This is a genomic window from Nonomuraea sp. SBT364, assembly GCF_001083785.1.
In the GTDB taxonomy this organism is placed as follows: Bacteria; Actinomycetota; Actinomycetes; order Streptosporangiales; family Streptosporangiaceae; genus Nonomuraea.
The window spans coordinates 1-12,204 of record NZ_LAVL01000226.1 but is presented as its reverse complement, the minus strand read 5'-3'; the positions used below and the strand labels follow the sequence as shown (position 1 = coordinate 12,204).

At 74.4% G+C, this 12,204-nt stretch carries 11 protein-coding genes; 9 read left to right on the top strand and 2 right to left on the bottom strand.

Annotated features, from left to right (window positions below):
* The first annotated feature begins 75 nt into the window (after window positions 1-75).
* Together ADY59_RS43800 and ADY59_RS43795 are read left to right on the top strand one after the other, a co-directional pair.
* A complete protein-coding gene (locus ADY59_RS43800; protein WP_049576169.1) occupies window positions 76-996 on the top strand; it encodes a WS/DGAT domain-containing protein in 921 nt (306 codons plus the stop codon).
* Between the two features lie 153 nt (window positions 997-1,149).
* Window positions 1,150-2,079 (top strand): aldo/keto reductase, encoded by a 930-nt coding sequence (locus ADY59_RS43795; protein ID WP_049576166.1) that lies wholly within the window; start codon window positions 1,150-1,152, stop codon window positions 2,077-2,079.
* Between the two features lie 70 nt (window positions 2,080-2,149).
* Here the strand turns inward: ADY59_RS43795 and ADY59_RS43790 are convergent, their stop codons facing one another.
* Window positions 2,150-3,172: a polyprenyl synthetase family protein gene (locus ADY59_RS43790; RefSeq protein ID WP_049576163.1), complete on the bottom strand. Its 1,023-nt coding sequence runs from the start codon at window positions 3,170-3,172 to the stop codon at window positions 2,150-2,152.
* Between the two features lie 122 nt (window positions 3,173-3,294).
* Between ADY59_RS43790 and ADY59_RS43785 the strand changes: the two genes are divergently transcribed.
* From ADY59_RS43785 to ADY59_RS43755, 7 genes are all read left to right on the top strand, one after another.
* Window positions 3,295-4,632: a cytochrome P450 gene (locus ADY59_RS43785; protein ID WP_049576161.1), complete on the top strand. Its 1,338-nt coding sequence runs from the start codon at window positions 3,295-3,297 to the stop codon at window positions 4,630-4,632.
* The gene (locus tag ADY59_RS43780; RefSeq protein WP_049576159.1) at window positions 4,629-5,483 is read left to right on the top strand and encodes a terpene synthase family protein; all 855 of its coding nucleotides are present in this window, start codon (window positions 4,629-4,631) and stop codon (window positions 5,481-5,483) included. Before ADY59_RS43785 ends, ADY59_RS43780 begins: the two co-directional genes overlap by 4 nt.
* Window positions 5,480-7,192, top strand: a complete 1,713-nt coding sequence (locus ADY59_RS43775) for a prenyltransferase/squalene oxidase repeat-containing protein (RefSeq protein ID WP_231619181.1) — start codon at window positions 5,480-5,482, stop codon at window positions 7,190-7,192. The genes ADY59_RS43780 and ADY59_RS43775 overlap by 4 nt, the downstream gene beginning before the upstream one ends.
* Window positions 7,193-7,348: 156 nt before the next feature.
* Window positions 7,349-9,769: a sensor histidine kinase gene (locus ADY59_RS43770; RefSeq protein ID WP_231619180.1), complete on the top strand. Its 2,421-nt coding sequence runs from the start codon at window positions 7,349-7,351 to the stop codon at window positions 9,767-9,769.
* The gene (locus tag ADY59_RS52055; protein WP_049576153.1) at window positions 9,766-10,170 is read left to right on the top strand and encodes a roadblock/LC7 domain-containing protein; all 405 of its coding nucleotides are present in this window, start codon (window positions 9,766-9,768) and stop codon (window positions 10,168-10,170) included. The genes ADY59_RS43770 and ADY59_RS52055 overlap by 4 nt, the downstream gene beginning before the upstream one ends.
* Window positions 10,167-10,526: a DUF742 domain-containing protein gene (locus tag ADY59_RS52050; RefSeq protein ID WP_049576150.1), complete on the top strand. Its 360-nt coding sequence runs from the start codon at window positions 10,167-10,169 to the stop codon at window positions 10,524-10,526. Before ADY59_RS52055 ends, ADY59_RS52050 begins: the two co-directional genes overlap by 4 nt.
* A complete protein-coding gene (locus tag ADY59_RS43755; protein WP_049576147.1) occupies window positions 10,507-11,091 on the top strand; it encodes a GTP-binding protein in 585 nt (194 codons plus the stop codon). The genes ADY59_RS52050 and ADY59_RS43755 overlap by 20 nt, the downstream gene beginning before the upstream one ends.
* A gap of 223 nt (window positions 11,092-11,314) precedes the next feature.
* On the opposite strand, the gene ADY59_RS43750 is transcribed toward ADY59_RS43755, so the two are convergent.
* On the bottom strand, window positions 11,315-11,746 hold the full coding sequence (locus tag ADY59_RS43750) for a hypothetical protein (RefSeq protein ID WP_156326109.1): 432 nt from the start codon (window positions 11,744-11,746) through the stop codon (window positions 11,315-11,317).
* Window positions 11,747-12,204 lie beyond the last annotated feature (458 nt).

The window sequence follows — 12,204 nt, the reverse complement described above, 5'->3', positions numbered from 1 at the left end:
CCCTTTGCGTCGGCACGGCGATATTTGTAAAAGAGACGGCCGCCCAGCACCCCCGCCGGCCCGGCCTCGGCGGGGATGCTGGCCGGGGCGGTGGTGCGGGTGGTGGGGCAGCCGGTGCGGGCGGCGGCGGCGCTGGTCAGGGCCGCCGCCGATCTGGACGTGATCCCGCTGGCCGGGGCGGCCCCCGGGGCGCGGCTGGTGGCCCGGGCGGCGCGGGCGCTGACGGGTGATCGGCGGCCCCGGCCGCAGGCGCCGGCCCCGGTCGCGCCGCGGACCCCGTTCAACGGCCCGATCAGCGCCGGGCGGCGGCTGGCGTTCGGCTCGGTGTCGCTGAAGGACGTCAAGAGCGTCGCCCGCGCCCACGGCCTGAGCGTGAACGACGTGGTGATGGCGCTGTGCACGTCCGCGCTGCGGTCATGGCTGTCTGAGCGGGACGCGCTGCCCGGCGGGCAGCTGGTCGCGGCCGTGCCCGTGGCGGTGCGGACGGCGGGCGCCCGGGAGGTGGTCGGCAACCAGATCTCCGCGATGATCGCCCCACTGCCCACGCACGAGCCGGACGCGGCGGTGCGGCTGCGCGCGGTCGGCGCGGCCATGCGCGCGGCCAAGCGGCGCTTCGCGGTGGCGCCCGCGCGCTGGCTGGACGAGCTCTGCGCGATGCTGCCGGCCCCGGTCACCAGCCTGGCCACGCCGGCGCTCTTCCGGCTGGCCTCGGTGGCGGCCCCGCCGATCAACCTGATCATCAGCAACGTGCCCGGCCCGCAGTTCCCGCTGTACCTGTGCGGGGGGCGGGTGCTGTCGTACTACCCGATGTCGGTGCTGACGGACCTGACGGGCGGCGTCAGCATCACCTGCTTCTCCTACGACGGCATGCTCGACTTCGGCGTCGTGGCCTGCCCGGAACGCATGGCCGACGTGTGGAGCCTGGCCGGGCATCTGCGGGCGGCGCTGGACGAGCTGCTGGAGGGCCTGTCGGCCGACGCCTACCACGACGGATGACGGCTCCCCGTCCCTCAGCCTCATGGTGGGCGACCTGTCCCGCCGCGGGCCGTCGGTACGTCGGGGCGACCCGCGAGTGCAGCGCGCCGGCGTGGGACGAGGTCCTGAGCGCGGCTCCCCGATCAGCGGGGCCCCTGTGCCGATAATGACGGGATGAGATCGATCGGCACCACGGATCTGTCCGTGCATCCCATAGCACTCGGCACCAACGTCTTCGGCTGGACGGCGGACAAGGAGACCTCGTTCGCGATCCTCGACGCCTACACCGAGGCCGGCGGCAACTTCATCGACACCGCCGACGTCTACCCGTACTGGGTGACCGGCGAGTCCACGGCGGAGACCTTCATCGGCGAGTGGATGGCCAAGCGCCACAACCGCGACACGCTGGTGCTGGCCACCAAGGTCGGCATGCTGGAGGGCCTCAAGGGCCTGGCGCCGCAGACCATCCGCACCGCCGTGGAGAACTCGCTGCGCCGCCTCGGCACCGACCGGATCGACCTCTACTGGGCGCACGTGGACGACACCGACACGCCGCTCGCGGAGTCGCTGGCCGCGTTCGGCGACCTGATGCGCGAGGGCAAGGTCCGCCACGTCGGCGCCTCCAACTACGCCGCCGACCGGCTCGCCGAGGCGCTGAAGGTGGCGCGCGAGGAGGCGCTGCCGTCCTACGTCGCCTTGCAGCAGCCGTACAACCTGGTGGAGCGCGGTTACGAGGGCGAGCTGCGCGACGTGGTGGAGCGCGAGGGGCTGTCCAGCACGCCGTACTTCGGGCTGGCGCGCGGCTTCCTGACCGGCAAGTACGCGCCGGGCGTCACCGTCGACAGCCCGCGCGCCGCGCAGGCGGCCCGCTACCTGCAGCTGGAGTACGGCCGGCGCACGCTGGAGGCGCTGGCCAAGGTGGCGGCCGAGCGCGGGGTCAAGCCCGCCACGGTGGCGCTGGCGTGGCTCGCCGCCCAGCCCACGATCACCGCGCCGATCACCAGCGCGCGGGACGTCACCCAGCTCGCGCCGCTGATGGCGGCGGCGGAGCTGACGCTGTCCGACGAGGAGCTCCGTCTCCTCGACGAGGCCTCCCGCCCCTGACGGTTCCGTCCTTCCGGGCGGTACGCGTTCCGGTGGCCGCGCACGAGCGGGTCCCGTGCACATAAGGGGATCAGCCGATGCGGCCGATCAGGGACAGGCAGAGGGCGCGCAGGGCGGTGTCGCCGGGAAGGCAGCCGGCCATGACGTCCATGGCGGAGGCGGCGTGCCGGGCGGCCAGGTCGAGGGCCGCCCGCCTGCCTCCGGCGTGCTCGACGAGCCGGGCCGCGTGCCGTACCGCGTCCTCGTCCTCGGCGGCCGCGTCGAGGGCGAGGGCCAGCTCGCGGGCCGGCGGGCCGCCCGCCGACAGGACGGCCAGGACGGGAAGCGTCTTCTTGCCGCGCCGCAGGTCGCCGTGGACGGGTTTGCCGGTGACGGCCGGATCGCCCCAGATGCCGAGCACGTCGTCGTAGATCTGGAAGGCGACGCCGAACGCGCAGCCCATCTCCCAGGCCCGCTCGGCCAGCTCCGGCTTGCCGCCCAGCGCGACGCTGTGCGCGGCGGCGGCGCCCAGCAGGCTGCCGGTCTTCCCGGCCGCCATCTCCTCGTACTCCTCGACCGTGACCGCGTCGCGGCCGAGCCAGGGGCGGCTCTCGAAGGCCAGGTCGCGCGTCTGCCCCTGCACGAGCTCGACCAGCGCCCTGGACAGGTAGCGCATGGGCACGTCGGTGCCGGCCAGCCGGGCGACCGCGAGCGCCAGCAGCGCGTCGCCCGCCAGCAGCGCGGGCCCCACGCCGTACGCCTTCCAGAGCGCCTGTCGGTGCCTGCGCTGCTCGTCGAGGTCCATGATGTCGTCGTGCACCAGGGAGAACGCGTGCACCAGCTCCACCGCGACCGCTCCCGGCAGCCCCGTCTCCAGCGACGCGCCGGCGGCCTCGGCCGCCAGCATGGCGACGGCCGGTCGCAGGTGCTTGCCCCCGTCGCCGTCGGCCGGCCGGCCGTCCACGTCGGACCAGCCCAGGGTGAACGCGGCCATCCTGGCGCCCCACGGATGCAGCCCGGAGACGGCCTCGCGCAGCGCGGGCTCCAGCAGCCGGCGACAGCGGCTGATCGCCTCGTCGGCAGGTCCGGAGGCCACGGGCTGGCCGGCGTTCATGAGAGCTCCTACCCAATGTACGATCTTGAATCTACATGCAGCATCATGTGATACTCCACCCTGATCCTTAACTTTTGTCAGGAGATGTCCGTCAGCTGAGACGGACATGGAGGAGGGCCGCGTTGTCCATCGGGACCGGCACCGCACGACGGGCCAGGACGCTCCCCTTCCTCCGCACTCTGGCACGGCACCGCCGCTCCCCCGTCGACGCCTTCGAGGAGGCGAGCGCGCGGGCGGGCGGAGAGCTGGTCCGGCTGAACATGGGACCGTTCCAGCCGTACCTGGTCACCCATCCCGACCACGTCCAGCACGTGCTGCGCGGCAACCAGCCCAACTACGTGCGCGAGGGCATGTTCTGGGACCCGCTGGCGCCGCTGATCGGCAAGGGCATCCTCTCGGACGGCCCCGACTGGGCCGAGAGCCGGCGCATCGTGCAGCCGCTGTTCACCGCCCGGCAGCTCGACGCGCTCGGCGAGCGGATGGCCGCGATCATCGCCGAGCTGGTCGACGGGACGCTGACGCCGGGCCGGCCGTTCGACGTGGCGCAGACCGTCTCCGCGATCGTGCACGCGACGACGGTGCGGCTGTTCTTCGGGGAGTCGATCTCCGGCGCGGACATCGACCGGCTGGCGCCCGCCTACGACACCGGCGTGACGGCGCGGGCCATCAGGCTCGTGCTGCCGTCGGTGCCGCAGCGCTGCCCGATGCCCGGCGACCGGGCCTTCGGCAGGGCCGTCGAGACCATCGACGAGGTGGTGTACCCGCGCATCGAGCACGCCCGGCGGCGCGAGGGCGGCGACGTGGTGTCCGCGCTGTGCCGCGCCCCGTACGCCGACAAGGGCGACCGGCGGGTCCGCGACGACATGGTGGCCATCCACGGGGCCGCCACGGAGACCGCCGCCACGGCCCTGACCTGGGTCTGGCCGGTGCTCGACACGCATCCGGAGATCGCGGCCAGGGTGTTCGAGGAGGTGACGCGGGTCGTCGGCGACGGTCCGGTCACGGTCGGGCACCTGCCGCGGCTGACGTACCTGCGGATGTTCCTCAACGAGCTGCTGCGGCTGTACCCGCCCGGCTGGATCCTGCCGCGCAAGGTCCTCGCGGACGACGTGATCGACGGGGTGGCGATCGAGGCGGGCGCCACGGTGGTGCTGAGCCCGTTCCTGACGCAGCGGCTGCCGCAGGTGTGGGAGCGGCCGCTGGAGTTCGACCCCGAGCGGTTCGCGCCGGGGAACGAGGGGCGGCGGTCGCGGTACGCGTACTTCCCGTTCGCCGCCGGGCCGCACTCGTGCGTGGGGCCGCACCTGTTCATGATGGAGGCGCAGCTGCTGCTGGCCGGGATCCTGCGCAGATACCGGCCGGTGCTGCACACGTCCGGGCCGGTGGCGCCCCGCCTGGCCTCGACGCTGCGGCCCGCCGCGGGGCTGACGATGACCCTCGTCCCGGCGGGCCGATCATGACCTCGGGCGTCGACGGGTCGATGCCCGCCGTCGGCGGGGCGGAGCTGGGACGCACGTGCGCGCTGGCCGTCGAGTGCGCGCGGGAGCTGGCCCGCGACGCCGGACGGCACCCGGAGCTGTTCCCCGGCAGGCCGTTCGACGCCGGGTTCCACCATTCGCTGGCGCTCGTGGGCGCGTTCGGCTCGCCCTGGGCGACGGCCCGCGAGCTGCGCGCGGTCAACCGGGCGGCGCTGTGGGTGTTCGCCGTGGACCTGCTCATCGACCACGTCGCCGCCTCCCGCGACGAGGTGGCCGAGCTCGTCGGCGAGTGCCTCGCGGTGGCGGGCGGCGCCGCGCCGCGCACCCCGGCCACCCGCTTCCTGGCCGAGCTGCGCGACGAGGCCGGCTCGCCCGCCTGGCACGAGCAGCTCGAACGCATGCTCACCGCCATGGCCCGCGAGTGGGACTGGCGCTCCGGCGACCGGCCGGACCTGGAGACGTACCTGGACAACGCCGACAGCACCGGCTCCTCGTTCGTCAACCTGGCGCACTGGAGCGCCACGGGCGACCCGTGGACGCTGGCCAACCTCGACCGGGTCCGCGCGATCGGCGACGAGGTGCAGCGCTACCTGCGGCTGCTGAACGACCTGGCGACCCGCGACCGCGAAGCCGGCTGGGGCGACGTGAACGCGCTCACCCTCGGCGCGGGACCGGCCGAGGTTACGGCCCGGATGGGCGAGCTGTCGCAGCGCGCGGGCGCCCTCATCGAGCCGCTGCGCGAGAGCGCCCCGCGCACCGCCCTCTACCTGGAGCGACAGTTGACGTTCAACACGGGCTTCTACGGGCTGTCGGACTTCTGGGGGGCGTTGTGAACGTCGCCCGCGAGGCCGCGGCGCTGGTCTCGACGCTGATGGCGCGGCCGTGGGGGCAGGTGTCGGCGTCCATCTACGAGACGGGCCGCCTGGTCACCCTCGCGCCCTGGCTCACCGGGCACCGCGAACGGATCGCGTACCTGCTGGCCCGGCAACTGCCGGACGGCTCCTGGGGCGCGCCCGACGGCTACGGCCTGGTGCCGACGCTGAGCGCCACCGAAGCCCTCCGCACCGCCGGCGGCGCGACCACCGAGCCTGCCCGCACGCCGGACAGGACGCCGGACAGGACGCCGGACACGACGCCGGACAGGACGCCGGGCAGCGGGGCCGACAGCCGGGTGGACGGGGTGGCGGTGCTGCGGGAGGCGGCTGGGCGCGGGTTGCGGGCGCTGCGGACGTGGCTGGCGGCGCCGGTGGAGCTGCCCGACATGCCGGCGGTCGAGCTGATCGTGCCGTCGCTGGTGGCGCTGATCAACGCGCACCAGGTGGGCGCGCCGCTGCCGTTGCCCACCGGGATGGACTTCTCCCGGGTCGAGCGGATCCGGCACGTCGTGCGCTCGGGGGTGGCGCTGCCGGAGAAGCTGCTGCACGCCCTGGAGGTGGCGGGGCCCGTCGCGGGTCACGCCCGCTCGGTGCGGCCGACGGCCATCGGCACGATCGGCGCCTCCCCGGCCGCCACCGCCGCCTGGCTCGGTTCCGTACTCCCCGGCGGGCACCCGGCCCGGGAGACCCCGCAGGGCGCCACCTCCCAGCAGCGACGCGGAACCCCCGGAGCCACCGCCCTGCTCGACGCCCCCGCCGCCCCGGAGGGCGTCTCCCCCGACGGGGAGATGGTCAGGGCGCATCTGGAGGCGGTGGTGAGCCGGTTCGGGGGGCCGGTGCCGGTGGGGCTGCCGATCACCGTGTTCGAGCGGGGGTGGGTGCTGAGCTGGCTGATCAGGGCCGGGGTGCCGGTGACGGCGCCGCCGGAGATGGTGGCGGACCTGCGGGCGGCCATCGGCCCCGCGGGGACGCCGGCCGGCCCGGGGCTGCCGGCGGACGCCGACACGACGTCGGTGGCGCTGTACGCGCTGTCGCTGGTCGGGCAGCCGCACGACCCGGCGAGCCTGCTGGCCTTCGACGCGGGCACCCACTTCTGCACCTGGCAGGGCGAGGACGGCTTCTCGATCAGCGTCAACGCGCACGTCCTGGACGCGTTCGGGGCGTACTCGGCCCGCCGCCCGGACCGCGCGCGGGCGTACGCGCCGGTGGTGCGGCGGCTGTCGGCGCTGCTGGCCGACCGCCAGCAGCCCGACGGGAGCTGGGACGACCGGTGGCACGCCTCCCCCTACTACGCGACGCTGAGCTGCGTGCTGGCCTTGGGCGCGTACGGCGGTCCGGGCCGGGAGGAGGTGATCCGGCGGGCCCGCGCTTGGGTGCTGTCCACGCAGCGCGCCGACGGGTCGTGGGGCCGCTGGGAGGGCACCACGGAGGAGACCGCGTACGCCCTGCAGACCCTGCTCGCCGGTGCCGGGGAACTGGACGAGTGGCGCGAGCAGGCCATCGGTCGCGGATACCGGTATTTACACACGGTAGCGGATATTTCGGAGTATCCGCCGTTGTGGCATGACAAGGACCTTTACACGCCCATCGCGGTCGTACGGTCTGCGGTGCTGGGGGCGTTACACCTGTGCGAGACCAAGATAAAGACAGGACAAATTCGGACGTAACGCTATTTATGGGCACGTACCCGGCTTGAGGTGGGTTTGAGCCATTGCTAAGGTAAGCCCGGCACTGGATGTCGGAAATACTGCCCAATAGCTCGACTTCCAGCTTGACACAATCCCCTTACCTGGACGGCTTATATGCGTTTGCGCAATACGCGCGTGCGAACAAAGGTGACAGCACTGCTGGTGTCCCTGGTCGCGCTGTGGGCGTTCGCCGCGTGGGTGACGCTGCGCGAAGGCGTGAACCTGATCGGCGCCACCACGGTCGACAGCGAGGCGGTCCAGCCCAGCGAGCGGCTCCTGGCCGAGCTCCAGCGCGAGCGCCGCCTCACGATGGCCGGGATCGGCGCGGGCGGCCCGCTGCCCGGCCAGGCCCTGCGCGCCCAGCGGGCCAGGACCGACGCCGCCGGCGCCGCGCTTGAGGAGACCGCGCGCGGCACCCTGGTGCATCTGGCGGCCGACGACGCGCTGATCGGCCGCCTGGAGGAGGCGCTCACGAGCGTCGGCAAGCTCCCGGCCGCGCGCAAGGCCATCGACGCCGCCGGGAACGGCAGGGCGTCGGCGGCGGGTTCGTACGACGACATCATCGACTCGCTCTACCGCATGTTCGACTCCGTGGCCTCGCTCGACGACAAGGAGATCGCCAAGGACGCCCGTACCATGCTGGCGCTCAGCCGGGCCAGCGAGAGCCTGGCCCGCACCGACGCGATGGTGGCGGGGGTGCTGGCGCGCGGGCAGTTCACGCCCGCCGAGTACACCGAGTTCGTCCGCGGCAGCGGCGTCTACCGGTACAACCTGGAGCAGGCCGCGGCGCAGCTGCCCCCGGCCGAGCGGGCCGAGTGGGACGCGTGGGCCAGGAGCAAGCCCGCGCTGCGGCTGCTGGAGCTGGAGCAGCGGCTCGTCGCGCAGATCGACAACGCCGGGCCGCCGCCGGTGACCCCCGCCGAGTGGCAGGCCGCCGCCGAGCCGGCCCGCGCCGGCATCGAGAAGATCATCATCGACGGCGGCGACCGGCTGGTCGAGCGGGCCGTCCCGGGCGCCGTCGGCGTCGTCGTCCGCCTGCTCCTGGCCGGCGGGCTCGGCCTGGTCGCCGTCGTGGCCTCCATCGTGCTGTCGATCACCACGACCCGTTCGCTGCTGGCCCAGCTGAAGAAGCTGCGCGACGCCGCCCACGAGCTGTCGGACGAGCGGCTGCCCGGCGTGGTCGAGCGGATCGGGCACGGCGAGGTCGTCGACGTCTCACGCGAGGTGCCCGACCTGGACTTCGGCGACGACGAGATCGGGCAGGTGGGACAGGCGTTCAACACCGTCCAGCGGACCGCGGTGAGCGTCGCCGCCGAGCAGGCCGAGCTGCGCCGCAGCATCCGCGACATCCTGCTCAGCCTGGCCCGCAGGACGCAGGGCCTGGTGCACCGGCAGCTCACCGTGCTGGACGTGATGGAGCGCCGCGAGACCGACCCCGAGGAGCTGAAGGAGCTCTTCCGGCTGGACCACCTGGCCATCCGGATGCGGCGCAACGCCGAGAACCTCATCGTGCTGTCCGGCTCCTCCCCCGCCCGCACCTGGCGCCGGTCGGTGCCGATGGTCGACGTCGTGCGCGGCGCGCTCGCCGAGGTGGAGGACTACACGCGCGTCACGCTCATGCCGATGGGCGAGGTGGTGCTCGTCGGCCGGGCCGTGGGTGACGTCATCCACCTGCTCGCCGAACTCATCGAGAACGCCGTGTCGTTCTCGCCGCCGTACACGAGCGTGCAGGTGAGCGGCCAGATGGTGGCCAATGGGTACGTGGTCGAGATCGAGGACCGGGGCCTGGGCATGAAGCCCGAGGACCTGGCGGCGGCAAACGAGCGGATCTCCGACCCGCCGGAGTTCCGGATCACGGGCACGGCGCGGCTCGGGCTGTACGTGGTGAGCCGGCTGGCCGAGCGCCACGACATCCAGGTGGTGCTCAAGCCGTCGCCGTACGGCGGGACCACGGTGGTGGTGCTGCTGCCGCAGGAGCTCGTGGAGCTGAGCGAGGGGCCGGAGCCCGGGGGCGAGCCTGTGGCGGGGCTGCCCCGCCGCCAGGCGGCGCTCGCCGGCGCGGCCGGTCCCGCCGCCGGGACCCGCACGGCCACGGCCGTGCGCCCGGCCGCCGGGGAGAACGTCCGGCCGCTCAAGGTCGCGGCCCCGGCGGCCGCCGAGCCGGACCGGGAGCCGACCGCGCTCCCCCGGCGCGAGACCGCCCCCGCGCCGGAGCGCGAGAGCCGGGCCCGCGCGGGCGCGGAGCGCGGCGGCGACGTGGCCGCCCGCGCGGAAGGCGGCGGCGAGGCGGTCCCCGGCGCGGAGGGCGACGGCGAGGCGGGCGCGGAGGCGCCGCAGTTCACGCCGGGAGGGCTGCCGTTGCGGGTGCCGCAGGCGAACCTGGCGCCGGCGTTGCGTGAGGAGGGGCCGGCCACGCTGGACGAGCCCGGGGATGACGAGGACGAGCCGACACCGGAGGAGATCCGGGCACGGATGGGATCCCTGCAATCGGGCACCCGGCTCGGCAGGTCCGAGGCGGCCAAGCTCATGGACGAGCGGGCAGGAGGCGATACGTGACACCGGGTGCCGGCACAGACCTGAACTGGCTTCTCGACGACCTGGTAGGCCGCGTGAAGGACGCCGAGCACGCGATCGTGCTGTCGTCCGACGGGCTGCTGATGGCCTCGTCGGCCGCGCTGCAGCGGACCGACGGCGAGCACCTGTCGGCCGTCGCCTCCGGCCTGCAGAGCCTGGCCAAGGGCGTCTCCGAGCACGTGGGCGGCGGCCCGGTCAAACAGACGGTGGTGGAGTGGCGCTCGCGGTTCCTCGTCGTGACCGTGGCGGGCGAGCGGGCCTGCCTGGCGGTGCTCTGCGAGCAGGGCGCCGACATCGGCCTGGTCGCCTACGAGATGGCGATGCTGGTGGCGCGCGTCGGCCAGTACCTGACCTCCGGGGCACGGGCCGGGAGCGACCTGTGACCGAGGAACACTGGGTCGACCCCGAGATCATCCGTCCGTACGTGGTGACGCGCGGCCGCACCGCGCCCGTGCACGGCAGGTTCGACCTGATCTCCATGGCCGTCTCCGTGGGCCCGCCGCCGGGCCCGGAGGCCGGGCTCGACCCGGAGCACCACTCGATCCTCCGGCTCTGCCGTGAGCCGAAATCCGTGGCGGAGATCGCCGCGCACCTTGACCTGCCCGCGGGCACGATCCGCGTGCTGCTCGGCGACCTGTTCGACAGGGAGCTCGTCTCGGCCCAGGAACCGCAATCCGAGGTGGACATGCGTGACATGAAGATGTACAGGGCGGTGCTCGATGGTCTTCGATCGCTCTGACCGCCCGCGCCTTCCGACGGCGATCAAGATCCTCATCGCCGGCGGGTTCGGCGCGGGCAAGACGACGCTGGTCGGCGCGGTCTCCGAGACCCGGCCGCTGCGCACCGAGGAGGTGCTGACCGACCGCGGCGTCGGCGTCGACGACCTGTCGAGCGTCGAGGCCAAGCGGACGACGACGGTCGCGATGGACTTCGGCCGGATCACGCTGGGCGACGAGTACGTCCTCTACCTGTTCGGCACGCCCGGGCAGGAGCGGTTCTGGTTCGTGTGGGACGAACTGGCGGAGGGCTCGCTCGGCGCCGTCATCCTGGCCGACACCCGGCGGCTGGCCGACTGCTTCCCGTCGGTCGACTACTTCGAGCGGCGCGGCACGCCGTTCGTGGTGGCGGTCAACTGCTTCGACGGCGCGCCGACGTTCGAGGTCGACGAGGTACGGCTGGCGCTCCAGCTCGACACGTCGGTGCCGATCATCCTGTGCGACGCCCGCCGGCGGCACTCCAGCCGGGAGGTGCTCATCACCCTGGTGAAGCACTCGGCCCGGCTGCGGGCGGAACCGGTGGGCTGAACCAGAGCGCGGGCGGGATCCGTACGGGCTCCGGGAAGACCGTCAGGTGCGCGAGCGACGGCAGGACGCGCGCCAGCCGGTGTCCTCGGTCGCAGGTGCCCCTTCGTGGCCAGCCGGTGGCCGACGGCCTCGACGGTGGCGAGGAAGCGCCGGGTGAAGGCGGCGTCGTAGGCCCCGGCGTACGGCCAGGGCAACTGGGCCAGGGCCGGCGCCCGGTTCGGGCCTAGGTCGGCGAGGGTCGGCACCCGGCCAGGAGGCTGCCCGCGTGCACGAGGGCGCCCGCCAGCCTGCGCGCCTGGTAGCCGGGCAGGCCCAGGCGGCGGACCAGCGCCGCCTCGGCGGGAGCCGTGGCGAGCGCGGAGAGCCGTGCCGCCTCGGCCCGGCGGGCGTTCCCGGCTTCGGGGCCGGGGGTGGAGTCGGCGTCTGGCCGGGTTTCGCGGGCCGGGACGCCCGTCCAGGAGTAGCCGGGGTCGTGCGGCGGGTCGAGGGACGTGCGCGCCCCGGCGGCCAGGGCCCGGAGGTACGGTTCCAGGGCCCGCCGGTAGTGCGCGTCGCCGTCCGGATCGCGCCACAGGCCGTGGAGGCAGCACGGCCCCGTGCGGCGGTCCCACGGCTGGATCAGCGACTCCAGCACCTCCAGCGCCAGCACCCGCAACCCGGTCGTCCACGGCGACGGGGAGGCGTTCGAGGTGCGGGTCGAGGGCTGGGTCGAGGAGCAGGGCCACCTCGGCGGCGGCCGGCAGGGCGACCTCGGCGACGTCGGGCAGGATCAGGCTGTCCTCCGCGTGCACCGCCTCCAGGATCTCGGTCAGCAGCGGGAGGGGGTCGGCGCGGCCGTGGAGGTGGTGGCCGAGGTCCAGCGCGTCGTCACTGTCGAAGGGACCGTAGCCGTGTCTGCTCACATGACGATCATGGCGCGGCGGAGGGGGCGGGGGGAAGGGGGGGGAGGGAGGGGGGTGGGGGGGGGGGGCGGGGGGGGGGGGGGGGTGGGGGGGGGGGGGGGGGGGGGGGGGGGGGGGGGGGGGGGGGGGGGGGGGGGGGGGGGGGGGGGGGGGGGGGGGGGGGGGGGGGGGGGGGGGGGGGGGGGGGGGGGGGGGGGGGGGGGGGGGGGGG

Excerpts from the sequence above, each read along its gene's own strand:
- ADY59_RS43800 (WP_049576169.1), top strand. The coding sequence starts at position 76 with ATGCTGGCCGGGGCGGTGGTGCGGGTGGTGGGGCAGCCGGTGCGGGCG.
- ADY59_RS43795 (WP_049576166.1), top strand. The coding sequence starts at position 1,150 with ATGAGATCGATCGGCACCACGGATCTGTCCGTGCATCCCATAGCACTC.
- ADY59_RS43790 (WP_049576163.1), bottom strand. The coding sequence starts at position 3,172 with ATGAACGCCGGCCAGCCCGTGGCCTCCGGACCTGCCGACGAGGCGATC.
- ADY59_RS43780 (WP_049576159.1), top strand. The coding sequence starts at position 4,629 with ATGACCTCGGGCGTCGACGGGTCGATGCCCGCCGTCGGCGGGGCGGAG.
- ADY59_RS43755 (WP_049576147.1), top strand. The coding sequence starts at position 10,507 with ATGGTCTTCGATCGCTCTGACCGCCCGCGCCTTCCGACGGCGATCAAG.